At 24.9% G+C, this 16267-nt stretch carries 14 protein-coding genes; 7 read left to right on the plus strand and 7 right to left on the minus strand.

From position 1 onward, the window contains the following. Nucleotides 1-51: 51 nt before the first annotated feature. The 3 genes from purH to guaA are packed head-to-tail and all read left to right on the plus strand — an operon-like array spanning nucleotide 52 to nucleotide 4382. Nucleotides 52-1575, plus strand: coding sequence for a bifunctional phosphoribosylaminoimidazolecarboxamide formyltransferase/IMP cyclohydrolase (purH, locus tag H0H44_RS00800; RefSeq protein ID WP_185871781.1), 1524 nt, complete (start codon nucleotides 52-54; stop codon nucleotides 1573-1575). A gap of 8 nt (nucleotides 1576-1583) precedes the next feature. Then, the gene (gene purD, locus H0H44_RS00805; RefSeq protein ID WP_185871782.1) at nucleotides 1584-2828 is read left to right on the plus strand and encodes a phosphoribosylamine--glycine ligase; all 1245 of its coding nucleotides are present in this window, start codon (nucleotides 1584-1586) and stop codon (nucleotides 2826-2828) included. 3 nt (nucleotides 2829-2831) lie between these two features. Then, nucleotides 2832-4382, plus strand: coding sequence for a glutamine-hydrolyzing GMP synthase (gene guaA, locus H0H44_RS00810; protein WP_185871783.1), 1551 nt, complete (start codon nucleotides 2832-2834; stop codon nucleotides 4380-4382). A 4-nt stretch (nucleotides 4383-4386) separates the two neighbouring features. Here guaA and accD read toward each other — a convergent pair whose 3' ends face one another. Continuing rightward, entirely contained in the window at nucleotides 4387-5226 is an 840-nt protein-coding gene (accD, locus tag H0H44_RS00815; protein WP_185871784.1) for an acetyl-CoA carboxylase, carboxyltransferase subunit beta, read from the minus strand. A 10-nt stretch (nucleotides 5227-5236) separates the two neighbouring features. After that, nucleotides 5237-6304: a class II fructose-bisphosphate aldolase gene (fbaA, locus tag H0H44_RS00820; protein ID WP_185871785.1), complete on the minus strand. Its 1068-nt coding sequence runs from the start codon at nucleotides 6302-6304 to the stop codon at nucleotides 5237-5239. 55 nt (nucleotides 6305-6359) lie between these two features. Here fbaA and H0H44_RS00825 point away from each other — a divergent pair, with 55 nt between their 5' ends. After that, nucleotides 6360-8963: a UvrD-helicase domain-containing protein gene (locus H0H44_RS00825; protein WP_185871786.1), complete on the plus strand. Its 2604-nt coding sequence runs from the start codon at nucleotides 6360-6362 to the stop codon at nucleotides 8961-8963. A 7-nt stretch (nucleotides 8964-8970) separates the two neighbouring features. Here H0H44_RS00825 and lipA read toward each other — a convergent pair whose 3' ends face one another. Continuing rightward, nucleotides 8971-9825: a lipoyl synthase gene (lipA, locus tag H0H44_RS00830; RefSeq protein WP_185871787.1), complete on the minus strand. Its 855-nt coding sequence runs from the start codon at nucleotides 9823-9825 to the stop codon at nucleotides 8971-8973. Nucleotides 9826-9916: 91 nt separating this feature from the next. On the opposite strand from lipA, the gene H0H44_RS00835 reads away from it, so the two are divergent. From H0H44_RS00835 to H0H44_RS00845, 3 genes are read left to right on the plus strand one after another with little or no spacing between them, the layout of a single operon-like run. Continuing rightward, nucleotides 9917-11020 carry a Nif3-like dinuclear metal center hexameric protein gene (locus tag H0H44_RS00835; protein WP_185871788.1) on the plus strand — a complete coding sequence of 368 codons (1104 nt, stop codon included), beginning with the start codon at nucleotides 9917-9919 and terminating at the stop codon, nucleotides 11018-11020. Between the two features lie 6 nt (nucleotides 11021-11026). Continuing rightward, on the plus strand, nucleotides 11027-11818 hold the full coding sequence (locus H0H44_RS00840) for a zinc ribbon domain-containing protein (protein WP_185871789.1): 792 nt from the start codon (nucleotides 11027-11029) through the stop codon (nucleotides 11816-11818). 3 nt (nucleotides 11819-11821) lie between these two features. Beyond that, nucleotides 11822-12376, plus strand: coding sequence for a thioredoxin family protein (locus H0H44_RS00845; RefSeq protein WP_185871790.1), 555 nt, complete (start codon nucleotides 11822-11824; stop codon nucleotides 12374-12376). Here H0H44_RS00845 and H0H44_RS00850 read toward each other — a convergent pair. From H0H44_RS00850 to H0H44_RS00865, 4 genes are read right to left on the minus strand one after another with little or no spacing between them, the layout of a single operon-like run. Continuing rightward, on the minus strand, nucleotides 12360-13373 hold the full coding sequence (locus tag H0H44_RS00850; protein WP_185871791.1) for a DHH family phosphoesterase: 1014 nt from the start codon (nucleotides 13371-13373) through the stop codon (nucleotides 12360-12362). The two genes, H0H44_RS00845 and H0H44_RS00850, sit on opposite strands and share 17 nt — an antisense overlap. A 3-nt stretch (nucleotides 13374-13376) precedes the next feature. Next, nucleotides 13377-14798, minus strand: a complete 1422-nt coding sequence (locus tag H0H44_RS00855) for a CCA tRNA nucleotidyltransferase (RefSeq protein WP_185871792.1) — start codon at nucleotides 14796-14798, stop codon at nucleotides 13377-13379. Between the two features lie 6 nt (nucleotides 14799-14804). Continuing rightward, nucleotides 14805-15383, minus strand: a complete 579-nt coding sequence (locus H0H44_RS00860; protein ID WP_185871793.1) for an L-threonylcarbamoyladenylate synthase — start codon at nucleotides 15381-15383, stop codon at nucleotides 14805-14807. Continuing rightward, entirely contained in the window at nucleotides 15384-16208 is an 825-nt protein-coding gene (locus H0H44_RS00865; protein ID WP_185871929.1) for a 2,3,4,5-tetrahydropyridine-2,6-dicarboxylate N-succinyltransferase, read from the minus strand. It abuts the gene before it with no gap. Nucleotides 16209-16267: the final 59 nt, after the last annotated feature.

The following is a 16267-nucleotide window of genomic DNA, read 5'->3' on the forward strand; positions in this document are numbered from 1 at the left end:
TACTTATTACTCATACTCAAAAAAATAACAAATTAATTAGTGAAATGTATTATGAAAAGAGCTTTGATTAGTGTTTATGAAAAAAATGAAAAATTATTTAATTTCGTCAATTTTTTAGATCAAAAAGGATATCAAATAATTTCTACTGGAGGAACCTACCAATATTTTCTCAAAAAAAAAGTATCAAATCTTATAGAAGTTTCCGACTTTACTTCTTTCCCTGAAGTTTTAGATGGAAGAGTAAAAACTATTCATCCTAATATATATATGGGAATTTTAGCTGATCGTTCCACTGAAAAACATATGAGAATTGTTCATTCTCAGAATATTAATCTTATTGATATTGTTTTGGTAAATTTTTATCCATTTTTTGAGAAAAAACATCAAAAAATTAGTATTAATTCACTAATAGAATTTATTGATATTGGAGGGCCATCCATGCTTAGAGCAGCCGCTAAAAATTTTTTATATGTAACCCCTATTATAGATAGTAATGATTATGAGGTAGTTCAATATGAACTGGAAAATTATGGTTTTCCTTCATTGAAATTGAGAAAAAAATTGGCAGGAAAAGCGTTCAATTTTACTTCTGCTTATGATTCTGTTATTTCTCAATCTCTTTTAGAAGATAAATTTCCTATTTATTTGCATTCCTCTTATGAAAAAAAAATGAATCTTCGTTATGGGGAAAATCCACACCAAAAAGCGGCTTATTATATTAATACTTTTCATAAAGGATCAATGCGTAATTTTCATCAATTACATGGAAAAAAACTTTCATTTAACAATTTAAGAGATATGGATATAGCATGGAAAGTTGTTTCTCAATTTTCTGAACCGGCTTGTTGTACAGTGAAGCATTCTACTCCTTGTGGAGTATCGTTGGGGGAAAATATAATTGAAGCATTCCAAAAGACCTATTATGCTGATACTATTTCCTCTTTTGGAGGAATAATGGCTGTTAATGTTCCAGTGACAAAAGAACTAGCAAAAGAAATTAATCACATTTTTCTAGAAGTGATTCTTTCTCCAAGTTATGAAACAGATGTTTTAAATATTTTAAAAATAAAAAAAAATCTTAGAATTATTAGTATTAATGAACCTATTTCAGATAAATTAGAATATGTGCAAATAGATGGAGGTTTTTTAGTACAAGAATCAGATTATTTTTCTTCTGATGATCAAAATTATAAGGTGGTTACTAAAAAAAAATTTAGTGATGAAGAATTAAAATCTTTATTTTTTGCTCAAAAAGTAGTAAAATATGTAAAATCTAATGCTATTGTTGTGGTTAAAGGAACACAAACTTTAGGAGTATCTGGAGGTCAAACTAACAGAATTTGGGCAGCTCGTCAAGCTATAGAAAGGGCTTTAGAAAAAAGTAAAACTGGGTTAGTTCTTGTATCTGATGCTTTTTTTCCTTTTAGAGATGTAGTAGATGAAGCGGCTCGTTCTGGTGGTATACGTGCTATTCTTCAACCAGGAGGATCTATACGTGATAAAGAATCTGTAAAAGCTTGTGATAATTATGGAATAGCAATGGCTTTTACTGGAAAAAGACATTTTAAACATTAAAAAAAATAATGAAAATTTTAATTCTTGGAAGCGGAGGACGTGAACATGCTATAGGAAAAAAATTATTGGAAGATTATCATTCAATCCATCTTTATTTTTATCCTGGTAATGGTGGGACAAGTGTAATAGGAAAAAATATTGAAAATCATCATACTGTATTAGATTTAGTTTTTTTTGCTAAAAGAAATGCAATAGACCTAACTATTGTAGGTTCTGAAATTTTTTTATTGGAAGGAATTGTAGACATTTTTAAAAATTTTGGATTAGAAATAATTGGACCGCATTATTTAGCAGCCCAACTTGAAGGAAATCGAATTTTTGCTAAATCCTTTATGAAAAAATATGGAATTCGTACTCCTAAGTACAATATTTTTTATTGTTATGAAAAGGCAATTAATTTTCTAAAAAAAAATACTAATTCTGTAGCTATTAAAACTAATGGTATTGCTGGAGGAAAAGGAGTTATTTTAGTTCACAATCAAAATGATGCTAAAAAAGCTTTAAAAAACATTATGATAAAGAAAAAATTTGGTGAATCTGGTAATCAGATTATTATAGAAGATTTTTTACAAGGAAATGAAGTTTCTATTATATCTATTTTTAATGGAAAAAATATTATTCCTTTTTTATCGGCTCAAGATTACAAGAAAATTGAAGAAAATGAGAAAGGATTAAATACAGGAGGAATGGGGGCGATTGCTCCTAATCCATATATGACAAATTCTATTTGGATAGATTTTAAAAAAAATATTTTAGAACCTACTTTAGAAGGATTAATTATAGAAAAATTAACTTTTTTTGGATTCTTATATTTTGGATTAATGATAACTTATAACAAAGTTTATCTATTAGAATATAATACTCGTATCGGAGATCCTGAAGCTCAAACTTTATTTCCATTAATGAAAAGTAATTTTTTAAATATCATTCAATCTACCTTTCAAAATAAAGATCAAAAAGAAATATTTATTGATTGGAAAAAATTATGTTCTTGTTGTGTAGTTTTATCATCTAAAGGGTATCCTGAAAAATATGAAATTGGAAAAATTATAACAGGTTTAAATTCTTTAGAAGAACCTTTTTATATTGCTGGAGCTAAAAGAGAACAAGAAAAATGGATAACATCAGGTGGACGAGTTATCAATATAGTAGGAATAGGAAATACTCATGAAGAAGCTAGAAGAAAAGCTTATGATAAAGTAGTAAAAATAAAATTTGACAATTTGTATTTTAGACAAGATATAGGTTTATAAAAAATGAAAAAAGATTTTATACTCATATTAGATTTTGGATCTCAATATAGTCATATGATTGCTAGAAGAATTAGAGATATAGGAGTATACACTTTATTATCTCATTATAATGATGTTGATTATGATGTAATTTCAAAAAAAAAGCCTAAGGGTTTGATTTTATCGGGAGGTCCTTTTTCTGTTTATGAAAAAAATTCTCCACTAATATCCAAAAGTATTTTTCAACTAAATATTCCCATATTCGGAATATGTTATGGAATGCAACTTATTTCTTTTCTTTTTGGAGGAGAGATAAAAAAATCAAAATACAAAGAGTATGGAAAATCTCACTTGATTATAGATCATACTAATAATAGTTTATTTTATGGAATTCCTAAAAAATCTATTGTTTGGATGAGTCATTTCGACGAAGTCAAAATAATTCCAAAAGAATTTAAAATCATAGCACATACAACATCTTGTAATATTGCAGCTTTAGGTCATCTTAATAAAAATATTTATGCCGTTCAATTTCATCCAGAAGTAAAACACACAGAGTATGGGATATTTATGTTAAAAAATTTTGTTTTTCATATTTGCAAATGTAGTTTGAATTGGAAATTAAATAATTTTGTTAAAAATACAATAGATAATATTAAAAAACGTGTAAATAAAAAAAAAGTTATTTTAGGTTTTTCTGGAGGAGTAGATTCTTTTGTCACTGCTTATATCATTCATAAAGCCATTGGAAATTCTTTAATTTGTATTTTTGTAGACACAGGTTTATTATTAGAAAACGAAAAAGAGAAAATATTTTCTTTATGTGAAAAAATGCATTTTCCTATAAAAATAATAGATGCTAAAAAACGTTTTTTATCTAAGTTAACTGGAGTTGTGGATCCTGAAATAAAAAGAAAAGTTATAGGGAAAGAATTTATATGTTTATTCCAAAAGGAGTCAAATAAAATTAATAACATTGAATTTTTAGCACAAGGGACTATTTATTCAGATATTATTGAATCATCTGTTTCCTCAAAAAATTTAATAAGTAATTCTATAAAATCCCATCATAATGTAGGAGGATTACCTACAACATTAATGAAATTGAAACTAATTGAACCATTAAAAAAACTATTTAAAGATGAAGTCAGAAAAATAGGTAAAAAACTAGGACTCCCAAAAGAAATTTTATATCGTCATCCGTTTCCTGGACCTGGATTAAGTATTCGTATTATTGGGGGAGTTAGTGAAAAAAAAATTTCTATTTTAAGAAAAGCAGAAAATATTCTATTGCAAGAATTAATAACTTATAAAATATACAATTCCGTTAGTCAAGCTTTTATTGTTTTATTACCTGTAAAATCTGTAGGAATAAAAGGTGATAAACGAACATATGAATATGTAGCTATATTACGAATAATAAATACTGAAGATTTTATGACTGCTACTTTTTCACGTTTATCTTATGACTTTTTAGAAAAAGTTTCAAATAGAATCACTAATGAAGTTGATGGAATTAATAGAATAGCATATGATATTACTTCTAAACCTCCATCTACTATTGAATGGGAATAATTTTTTATATCATCATAGAAATCAAATTATATATATTTTTTTTCAATTTATTTCTAGGAGAAATTAAATCTATAAATCCATGATCCATTAAAAATTCTGATGTTTGAAATCCTTCTGGAAGATCTTTTCCTATTATTTCTCTGATAACTCTGGGTCCAGCAAATCCAATAAGAGCTCCAGGTTCAGCTATATTGATGTCTCCAAGTAAAGAATAAGAGGCAGTTACACCTCCCGTAGTTGGATCAGTTAAAACAGAGATATAAGGAATTTTAGCATCACGTAATTGAGTTAATCGAGCTATAGTTTTAGCCATTTGCATTAATGAAAAAGAAGATTCCATTATTCTTGCTCCTCCTGATTTAGAAATTAAAATATATGGATATTTTTTATCTATACAATATTTTATAGCTCTAGATATTTTTTCTCCCACAACAGAACCCATAGATCCTCCTATAAATGAAAAATCCATACAAGATATCACTGCATTTATAGTTTTAATTTTTCCAATTCCTGTTCTAATTGCATCATATAAATTTGTTTTTTTTTGTGTTTCTTTAATTCTATCTGTATACTTTTTATAATCTTTCCATTTCATAGGATCTTGGCTAATCATTTTTTCATTTATTTCTAAAAATTTTCCATGATCAAAAAGAATTTCAAAATATTCTTTACTATGAATTCTTACATGATATCCATCTTCCGGACTAACATAAGCGTTTTTTTTTAATTCTTCCGTATCTATAATTTTCCCGCTAGGAGTTCTGTACCAAATTCCTTTTGGTGAATCTTTTCTATCATTTACAGATGTTAAGATATTCTTTTTTTTTCTTAAAAACCAAGCCATGGTTAGTTTTTTATAAAGTATTAATATTATTCATGAATTCAAAATATTTTTTTAAAATTATTTTAAAAGATTTTTCTCCTTCTCTTAACCATACTCTAGGATCATAATATTTTTTGTTAGGAAGATGTTTTCCTTTTAAGTTTCCTATTTGTTTTTTTAAGTATTCCTTATTTTTATTCATATAATCTCTTACTCCACAAGTAAAAGCATACTGTAAATCAGTATCTATATTCATTTTTACAACTCCATAAGTAATAGCTTTTTTTATTTCTTTTTCACTTGATCCTGATCCACCATGAAAAACTAAAGATACTGGTTTAGCATTAGTGTGAAATTTTTTTTGTATATACTCTTGTGTATTTTTCAAAATTTCAGGACGAAGTATAACATTTCCAGGTCTATAAACTCCATGTACATTTCCAAAAGAAGCTGCTATAATGAAATTAGCACTTATTTTCATTAATCTTTCATAAGCATAAGAAACTTCTTTTGGTTGAGTATAAAGTTTATTGTTTTCTATATTAGAATTATCTATACCATCTTCTTCTCCTCCCGTAACACCAAGTTCTATTTCAAGGGTCATTTTAGTTTTATTCATTCTATCAAAGTATTGCTCACAAATATTAATATTTTCTATTAAAGGTTCTCCAGAAAGATCTAACATATGTGAACTAAATAATGTTTTTCCAAAACGTTTATAATATTTTTCATTGGCTTCTATTAATCCATCTATCCATGGTAATAATGGTTTAGAACAATGATCTGTATGAAGAATTACCGTTGTTTTATAATATGAAGCTAATTCATGAATATGCATTGCACAAGCTATAGAACCTTGAATTGCTGCTTTTTGTTTTTCATTATTTAATCCTTTTCCAGCATTAAAAATAGCTCCTCCATTAGATAACTGAATAATAACAGGAGAATTTACTTCTGCAGCAGTTTCCATAACAGAATTTATAGTATTAGATCCAATAACGTTCACGGCAGGAATAGAAAATACGTTTTCTTTAGCATATTCAAATATTTCTTTTACAAGATTACCGGTTGCTACTCCAAATGGAAATTTTTTAGACATGTGTTAAAATTTATTTTATTACTAAAAAAATATATGAAAAAATTAACTTATTAGAATGATAATTACACCACCTACATTAAAAATATACAATGCTTCAGCAGGTTCAGGAAAAACTACTTTTTTAGTAATCAATTATCTTTATATTTTATTAAAAAGCCCTTATCCTGATGAATTTAAAAGAATTTTAGCTTTAACTTTTACTAAAAAAGCTTCTGAAGAAATGAAAAATCGCATTTTACAGTGCATAAAAGAATTTTCAAAAAAGAAAGTACGAAAAGAATATCGTTTTTTGTTTGATTCCATTATTAAAAATTTTAGTTTAACAGAAGATCAATTATATCAACGTTCTAAAAAAATATTATTTTCAATATTATACGATTTCTATTTTTTTTCTAGAAACATAAGTACAATAGATAAATTTACTTATAATATTATAAGATCTTTTTTTTCTGGAAGAAAAATTAGTTTAGAAATGGATACAGATCAATTTTTATTAAAAATTGTAAAAAATATATTATATAGATTAAAAAATTCTGAAAAATGGTCAAATATTTTGATTCAATCTTCTTTAGAAAAGCTAAAACAAGGTAAAAATTGGGATTTGAGAAAAGAATTATTCAAAATAACTCATATGATGGTTGAAGAAAATAATTTTTTTCCCATAAAAAAAATTAAAAATTATTCTTTTGAAAATTTTTTACAGTTAAAAAATATTCTAATTAAAAGAACTAAAATATTTGAAACAAAATGTAAAAAAAAAGGAGAAAAATTTTTTAATTTCTTAGAAAATACTTCTATTCAAAAACATTCATTTATTCATTCAGATTTACCCATGTTTTTCCAAAAATTTAAAAGTGGAAATATATTTTTTAATCCTTTTAATAAACGTCTTGAAAAATATCTTAAAAAAGGAATATTATATTCCAAATTTTTTTCTGATGAAAATCAAAAAATATTAATAGAAACAAATAAGAAAGAAATACTTCTTTTATATGAAGAAACAAAATCTATGTATGAAAAAAACATATCCAATTATTTTTTGGATAAACTTTTTTTAAGAAACATAAGCATGTTATCAATAATACATGAAATTGAAAAAGAATTTCATTCTATAAGAAATGAAGAAAAAATTATTTTAAATTCAGAATTAAATAAAATTCTTTATGAAAAAATTGTTAAAGAAACATTTCCAAAAATATATGAAAAAATAGGAATACAATATAAATATTATTTCATAGATGAATTTCAAGACATTTCATTTTTACAATGGCAAAATATTAAAATATTAGTTGAAAATGCGTTATCCGAAAATGGATCAGCTATAATAGTAGGAGATCCTAAACAATCTATATACAGATGGAGAGGTGGAGATGCAAAACAATTTATAAATTTAATTTCTTCTAAAGAAAGTTTTTATAAAAAAAAAATAGAAACTATAGAAAAAAATTTTCGTAGTTATGAAGAAATAGTAAAATTTAATAATTTTCTTTATCAATCTATATCTAAAACATTCAAATCTACTATTTATCAAGATATATATAAAAATTATCAACAAAAAGTATATAAAAAATGTGGGGGTTATGTAGAATTAAACTTTATTAAAAATTATAATAAAAATTATAAGGAATATATTTATTCAAAAATAAAAAATAAAATAGAAAAATTATTAAAACAAAAATATATTTTATCAGATATTGCTATTTTAGTTAGAAATAATGAAGAAGGTTATTTTTTGTCTGAAAAACTAGTAGAAGATGGTTTTATTGTAAATACATCTGTTTCTTTACTAATAAAGAATCATTTGGAAATACAAATTATCATAAATTTTTTATATGTTATTGGTTATCCTCATTATTATCAAAAAAGAGTTTTTCTAATTTTTTTATTATCACAAAAAAAATTCTTTCGTATTCGTAGTAATACGACTATAAATAATGATCATGACTTCATCATGAAGATGATTTTTTTACCTATAGATTTATTTATAAAAAAGATTACACTAAAAAATTCATTCAATGTTAATAAATTTTATAATAAATCTATATATAATATATCGGAAAAAATTATTGAAGTTTTTGGATTATTAGATAAAAGAAATTATACATATATCTATTCTTTCTTAGATTTTGTTTATCGATCCATGAAAAAAGTAGGAAATTCTATTTTAGATTTTCTAGATTACTGGGAATTAAAAAAAAACAAAGAAAGTATAGTGATTTCTAATCAAATTAATGCTATTCGTATTATGACTATTCACAAATCTAAAGGGTTACAGTTTCCTGTAGTATTGATTCCTTTTGCGGATTGGAATATTCTTCCTAAAAAAAAAGAAAAAATATGGATAGATGTAAATCCTTATTTATATAATGGATTAAATACTATTTATTTAGAAATAGAAACTTATTTTAAACATATTAAACATGATGATAATATTCGAACTCTTTATAAAGATTATCTATCAAATATTCTATTTGATAATATCAATTTATTATATGTAGCTACTACCCGTTCTGTTGAACAACTTATTTTATTTTCCAAACTTGGAGACAATAAGAATAAATCTGTATCATTTTATATTAAAAATTTTCTATGTGAAAAAAAAATGTGGAATGAAAAAAAATATCAGTATTTCTTCGGAAAAGAAGAAAAAATTTCTTAATTGATTTTTATTTCACATGTTTTTCCGCATGATAAGAAGATCTAACTAATGGTCCACTTTCTACATATTTAAATCCCATTTTTAATCCAATTTTTTTCAATTCTTTAAATTGTTCTGGAAAAACAAAAAAACGAACGGGATAATGTTTTGAAGAAGGTTGTAAATATTGTCCCATTGTCAAAATATCTACTTTAGATTTTTTTATATCTTTCATAGTTTCTACTATTTCTTCTTTTGTTTCTCCTAATCCTAACATAATTCCCGTTTTTGTACGTATATTTTTATTTTTTTCTTTAATGTATTGTAAAATTTCAAGACTACGATCATATTTAGCTTGTATCCGAATTTTTTTTGTTAATCGAGAAACTGTTTCTACATTATGGGAAATAACTTCTGGTTTGGTATCAATTATTTTATCTATTATTTTTTTTTCTCCTTTAAAATCTGGTATTAAAGCCTCTATTGTAATATCGGGATTAAAATTCCGTATTTTCTGTATAGTATGAACCCATATATAGGACCCCATATCCTGTAAATCATCTCTATTTACAGAAGTTAATACAGCATGTTTTATTTTTAATATTTTTATAGATTTTGCTACCTTTTCTGGTTCTTTCCAATCTATTTGATTAGGCCGTCCTGTTTTTACTCCGCAAAATCGACAAGATCTTGTACAAATATTTCCCAATATCATAAAAGTAGCAACACCTTTGTCCCAACATTCTCCTATATTGGGACAACTTCCACTTTGACATATTGTATTCAGTTTATGTAAAGAAACTAACTTCTGCAAGTTATGATAATTTTTATTTGTTGGTAATTTTACTTTTATCCATTTTGGTTTTTTTTGAATGACACTCATATTTTTTATTATATATATTAATAATACTACCAAAAAATATAAAAATCAATTTTTTTTAATAAATTTGTCACAATAAGATGTTTTTTTTTATATGAAAGTGTTTGTAAAAGACATAGCTGATATATTAGAAAATATAGCTCCTGTGAAATATGCACATTCTTATGATAACGTTGGATTAATTGTAGGATCATTTCATAAAAAAGTAAAAAATGTATTGATTACTTTAGACCTAACTGAAGAAGTTTTTTATGAATCTATTAATAAAAAATGTGATTTAATAATTTCTTTTCATCCTATCATTTTTCAATCTATTAAAAATATAACTGGAAAAACATATTCAGAAAGAGTTATAATTCATGCGTTAAAAAATGATACATCTATTTATGTAATTCATACTAATCTAGATATGGTATGGGATGGACCTTCTTCTTATATATCAAAATTATTGAAAATTAATAGAGAAAAAGTTCTTTTTCCAAAGAAAGAAAATCTAAAAAAATTAACAACCTATGTCCCAATAGATTATGCTTCTAAAGTTAGAAATGCTTTATTTGAAGCAGGAGCTGGAAATATATCTAATTACAGTCATTGTAGTTATAATTTTGATGGGTTTGGAAGTTATATGGGAAATAAAAAAACTAAACCTTTTTTTGGTAAAAAAGAAGTTTTTCATATGGAAAGAGAGACTTGTATTAATGTAATCTTTCCTAATTATAAGTTAAATATAATAAAAAATGCTTTATTTAAAAGTCATCCTTATGAAGAAATTGCTTACGAAATTTATAATATTGAAAATATCAGTCCTTATATAGGAATAGGCTTTATAGGAAATCTTATGAAAAAAATGAATGAATACGATTTTCTTTGTTTTATAAAAAAAAAAATGAATGTTACTTGTATTCGACACTCTAATTTTAGAGAAAAAAACATTCAAAAAATAGCTATGATTACAGGTTCAGGTCGTTTTGGAATAGAAACTGCTATAAAAGAAAAAGCTGATGTTTTTGTTTCTTCCGATTTAAAATATCATGATTTTTTTAAACATGAAAAAAAAATATTAATTGTGGATATAGGACACTATGAATCTGAAAAATTCACTAAAAATTTAGTAAAATCTTTCTTAGATAAAAATTTTACTTCTATTTCTGTTTATGAATCAGAAATTCATACTAATCCAGTTAAATATTTTCATTAATTAATTATGGAACATAAAATACAAGAAGCAGTTACTGTGATAGATAAGTTAAGAGTATTATATAATCTTCAATTAATAGACTCCCGTATAGATGAAATACGAAAATTTCGGAAAAATATTCCTATAGAAATAGAAAGTCTAGAAGAAGAACTAGACAAAATGAAAAAAAAATTAGAAAATATTCATGAAGATATTCTTTATCTAAAAGAGAATATAAATAGACAAAACCAAAGTGTTAAGTCTTCAGAGATTTTAATCAATAAATATGAAAAACAAAAAGATCATGTCAAAAACCATAAAGAATTATATTCTCTAGATAAAGAGATTGATTATCAAAAATTAGAAATTCAGTTATCTAAAAAAAGAATTAAAGAATTAAACATTCAAATTTATAAAAAAAAGGAAATTTTAAAAAAAAAAGAATATTTATTAAAAAACAAAAAAGAACACCTTTTGCATAAAAAAAAAGAGTTAAATAATATTCTTTTGGAAAACGATAAAGAAGAAAAAATCTTATTAAAGAAATCTTTATTTTTTTCTAAAAAAGTAGATAATAATTTATTAAAAACCTATCAAAGAATAAGAAATGGAGTCAAAAATGGAGTAGCTATAGCTCCAGTACAAAGAGGTGCACCATTGGGGTCTTATTTAGCAATAACACCTCAAAAATATTCTGAATTGGTACAACGTACCAAACTTTTAATAGATGAACATAGTGGAAGAATATTGATAGATTCTGAATTAGCTGAAGAAGAAAAAAAAAAATCTTTTGTTTTTTGTTATAAAAAAAAATTGTAAATCATGGCACGAACTTATTCTTCTAACGAAATTAAAATTAAAATTAAAAATTTTAACTTATTAGAAGTTTCTTCAGGAAAGAAGAAATTTCTTAAAGATTTTTTTTCAGATAAAGCAACTGTAATAATGTTTATTTGCAATCATTGTCCATATGTTAAATATATTAATACGGAATTAATTCGTTTGGCTAAGGATTTTATTCCAAAAAATATTTCATTTTTAGCAATCAATTCTAATGATATCAAAAAATACCCGGAGGATTCTCCAGAAAATATGAAACAAGTACATTATAAATTAGGTTATCCTTTTCCTTATTTTTTTGATGAAACACAAGAAGTCGCCAAATATTATGGAGCACAATGTACTCCTGAATTTTTTATATTTTCCGGAAGTGGAAATTTATATTATCATGGACAATTAGATGATTCTAGACCAGAAAATAACGTTCCTATTACAGGTTTTGATGTAAGAAATGTATTACAAAACATTTTAAATGGAAAAAAAATACCTACAACAGTAAAATTAAGTTACGGATGTAATATCAAATGGAAAGCATGAGGTTATTATAATAAGTGGGTATAATATTTAAAAAATATTTTATAGATTCAGATAAATTTTTTTCTAATGTTCCTCCTGCTGCATTTTTATGCCCTCCTCCTCTGAAATGTTTTCTCGAAAACATATTTACATCAAAATTTCCTTTTGATCGAAAAGAAATTTTGACAGGAAGTTCTTCTTTTTCTTCAAAAAAGAAAACGGAAAAAACAATATTTTTAATATTTAATCCATAAGTGATAATTCCCTCTGTATCTCCTTGTTTATAAGAATGCAAATCAACATCCGAAGCTTTAATACTCGTATAAGCTGTTCTATATTTTTTAATGACTTTTAATCTTTTCAATGCTTTAGATAATAATTTTAATTTATTTTCATTATATTTTTCTTGTAAATGATTATAAATATAACTTATGTCAATTCCTTTCTTTATTAATTTACCGGCAATAAAATGAGTTTCTGAAGTTACAGAAGGAAAACGAAAAAGACCTGTATCTGTCATTAATCCTACATATAAACATGTAGCTATTTCTTTGTCTATTTTATCTAAATTATTCATTTTTGATATGAATCGAAAAACTAAAATACTAGTAGCTGCTACCGTAGAATCTGAAAACATAAAATCAAAATGAAGTGGAAATGGATGATGATCAATGAGTATTTTTTTTGCTTTTGAATACAAAAAAAAATCTCTTATATTATTTATTCTAGAATAATTATTAAAATCTATGAGAAAAACATAATCAGAGTCTGCAATTTTTTTTTTTATTAAAGATTTTGTATGTTCAGAAAACACAATAATATCCTTGCATCCAGGGAGCCATTTAAAAGATTCAGAATATTCTGTTGGAGATATTAAATCTACACTATGTTTTAATTTTCTAAAATAAAATAAAAGAGCTAAAGAAGAACCCAAAGCATCTCCATCTGGATTATTATGCGGTAATAATACAATTTTTTTCTTATTTTTATTTATTTCATTAATATTAGAGTACAACATATACTATTTTTTTTTCAATCCTAATTCTTCTCCTTTTTTTAACATGAGAATATAAGCAGAATGAAAATTATTAGATATTTTTCCTTCTAAAATAGAGTCTTTAACAAAATTTTTTATGATTCCTATTTTTTTACATGGATAAATATGAAAGGCTTTCATTATATCATTTCCCGATATAGGAGATTTCCAATTTTTAATCTTATCTTTTTTTTCTAGATTTCTAATCCTTTCCATGAGAAGGTAAATATTTTTTTCGTACTGATTTTTTCTTTCCATATTATTAGTAGTAATATCAGCAATACATAATTTCATTAAATCTTCTAAATCATTTCCTATATCAAATATAAATCTACGTATAGCAGAATCACTGGAGTTGTATCCTATTAATGCAATAGGTCTATAACTATATTGAATCATTTTTTTCACATACTTCATAGAAGAACCTTTTGGAAGTTTTAAACGTTGAAATATATTTTTAACCATCTTAGATCCTACAAATTCATGGTCATGAAATGACCATCCTATTCTTGGAATGAATTTTTTGGTATAAGTTTTTCCAATATCGTGAAGTAATGCAACCCATCTTAACCAAAGAGAATTATCTTTTTCTTTGCTAATATTATCTACTACTTGCAAAGTATGATAAAAGTTATCTTTATGTTTATATCCATTTTTTTCTTCTATTCCTTTTAAAGAAACAAGTTCCGGTAATATTATTGATAATAACTCAGATTTATATAACAAAAATAACCCTATAGAAGGTTTTTCGGATAATAAAATTTTGTTAAATTCTTCAATAATTCTTTCTGTAGAAACAATATTTATTCTATCCTTGTTTTTTTTAATTGATTGAAATGAATATTTTTCTATATTAAACTGTAATTGAGTGGCAAACCGTATAGCTCGCATCATTCGTAGTGGATCATCAGAATAAGTAATATTTGCATCTAATGGAGTTTTTAATATTTTTTTTTTCAAATCAGATAAACCTCCAAATGGATCTATTAACTCTCCATAATTATTATGATTGAGACTAATAGCTAAAGTATTGATTGTAAAATCTCTTCTATTTTGATCATCTTGTAATGATCCCAATTCTATAACTGGTTTTCTACTATAAAAATGATACGATTCTTTTCGTGATCCTACAAATTCTATTTTTTGATTATCATATTCTAACATTGCTGTACCGAAACGCTTGAATATCCTTATTTTAGGATGATAAGAAACAATATTTTTAGAAACCTCTTTAGCTAGCCTAATCCCTTCTCCTATGGTTAAAATATCTAGATCTCTTGATTGTACTTTCCCAAGTAAAAAATCTCTAACATAACCTCCTATAACATAACTATTTTGTTTTATTTTTTGAGAAGATATACTTACAATATGAAATATTTTTTTATGAACAGCAGATGATAAATTCATATTAGTCTATATGCGTAATATTTTTACTTTATTAGACACAATTTTTATGATAGAAGAAGCACTATAGTTTGGTTTTTCTTTTCTACGAAAATTTACAATGTAGTCTGTTCTACTTAAAATAGCGGGATTAATTTCTGAAAAAGATTTAGGAGTCATAAATCCTGAAAAATTAGCAGAAGTAGAAATAATAGGTCTATCTAATTTTCTTATTAAACCAATGCAAAATGGGTCATATGTTAAACGGATAGCTAAAGTGTTGTCTTGTCTAAAAAAATTAGATGCTATTTTTTTAGTGTTTTTATATACTATGGTGATAGGTTTATCTTTTTTTACAAGATTATTAATAATTATTCTTCTAGTAAAATCAGAGATTTTTCCTACCAATTGATGTAAACGATCTATACTTTCTACCAAAACAATCATAGATTTGCAAATATTTCTATTTTTTATTTCACATATTTTTTGTATAGCTTGAATATTAAATGCATCACACCCCAACCCCCATATAGTATCTGTAGGATATAATATATTTTTTCCTTTTTTTAGTATATCTACACTTTTTTCTATTTCTATCTGAAAAGACATTTAAATTTTTAAATTATGAGTTCTTAACGCTTGATTTAAAGAAACTTTTTTATCTGTGCTTTCTGTTCTTTTTCCTATAATCATAGCACATGGAACATAATATGTACCTGAAGGGAATTTTTTTGGATAAGATCCTGGTATGACTACAGAATAGTTTGGAATAAAACCTTTTGTTTCAATAGCTTTTTCATTAGTTACATCAAAAATTCTGGTAGAGGCAGTGAGTACAACATTTGCTCCTAAAACAGAACCCTTTTTAATCAAAACTCCCTCCACTAAAATGCATCTAGATCCAATAAATACATCATCTTCAATAATTACTGGATGAGCTTGTAATGGCTCTAAAACTCCTCCTACTCCTACTCCTCCGCTTAAATGAACGTTACTACCAATTTGAGCACAACTTCCCACTGTAGCCCATGTATCTATCATAGTGTTTTCTCCTATATATGCTCCTATATTAACATAAGATGGCATGAGAATGACTCCAGGTGATATATATGAACCATAACGTGCTATAGCATGAGGAACTACACGGATTCCTTTTTCCTTAAATTTATTTTTAATAGGAATTTTATCATAAAATTCTAATGGACCTAATTCTATTGTATTCATATTTTGAATAGAAAAATACATAATAATAGCTTTTTTAACCCATTCATTGATTATCCATTTTTCATTGAAATAATTCGATACCCTGACTGAACCCATTTCTAAATATTCAATGACCTGATAAACTATATCTTTTATATTTGTATCAGTGGTCCATACATTTTTTTTATACCAAAATTTTTCTATTTCTAATTTTAATCTGTCCACTTTTATTATATTAATGATGACAAAAATAGCGAAAATAAAATAAGATAACAAAACAAGTATAAGTA

Source organism: Blattabacterium cuenoti, assembly GCF_014252115.1.
Lineage (GTDB): Bacteria > Bacteroidota > Bacteroidia > Flavobacteriales > Blattabacteriaceae > Blattabacterium > Blattabacterium cuenoti_AK.

Bases quoted from the DNA above. Each gene is read 5' to 3' on its own strand.
- purH (WP_185871781.1), top strand. From the start codon at position 52: ATGAAAAGAGCTTTGATTAGTGTTTATGAAAAAAATGAAAAATTATTT.
- purD (WP_185871782.1), top strand. From the start codon at position 1,584: ATGAAAATTTTAATTCTTGGAAGCGGAGGACGTGAACATGCTATAGGA.
- guaA (WP_185871783.1), top strand. From the start codon at position 2,832: ATGAAAAAAGATTTTATACTCATATTAGATTTTGGATCTCAATATAGT.
- accD (WP_185871784.1), bottom strand. From the start codon at position 5,226: ATGGCTTGGTTTTTAAGAAAAAAAAAGAATATCTTAACATCTGTAAAT.
- fbaA (WP_185871785.1), bottom strand. From the start codon at position 6,304: ATGTCTAAAAAATTTCCATTTGGAGTAGCAACCGGTAATCTTGTAAAA.
- H0H44_RS00825 (WP_185871786.1), top strand. From the start codon at position 6,360: ATGATAATTACACCACCTACATTAAAAATATACAATGCTTCAGCAGGT.
- lipA (WP_185871787.1), bottom strand. From the start codon at position 9,825: ATGAGTGTCATTCAAAAAAAACCAAAATGGATAAAAGTAAAATTACCA.
- H0H44_RS00835 (WP_185871788.1), top strand. From the start codon at position 9,917: ATGAAAGTGTTTGTAAAAGACATAGCTGATATATTAGAAAATATAGCT.
- H0H44_RS00840 (WP_185871789.1), top strand. From the start codon at position 11,027: ATGGAACATAAAATACAAGAAGCAGTTACTGTGATAGATAAGTTAAGA.
- H0H44_RS00845 (WP_185871790.1), top strand. From the start codon at position 11,822: ATGGCACGAACTTATTCTTCTAACGAAATTAAAATTAAAATTAAAAAT.
- H0H44_RS00850 (WP_185871791.1), bottom strand. From the start codon at position 13,373: ATGTTGTACTCTAATATTAATGAAATAAATAAAAATAAGAAAAAAATT.
- H0H44_RS00855 (WP_185871792.1), bottom strand. From the start codon at position 14,798: ATGAATTTATCATCTGCTGTTCATAAAAAAATATTTCATATTGTAAGT.
- H0H44_RS00860 (WP_185871793.1), bottom strand. From the start codon at position 15,383: ATGTCTTTTCAGATAGAAATAGAAAAAAGTGTAGATATACTAAAAAAA.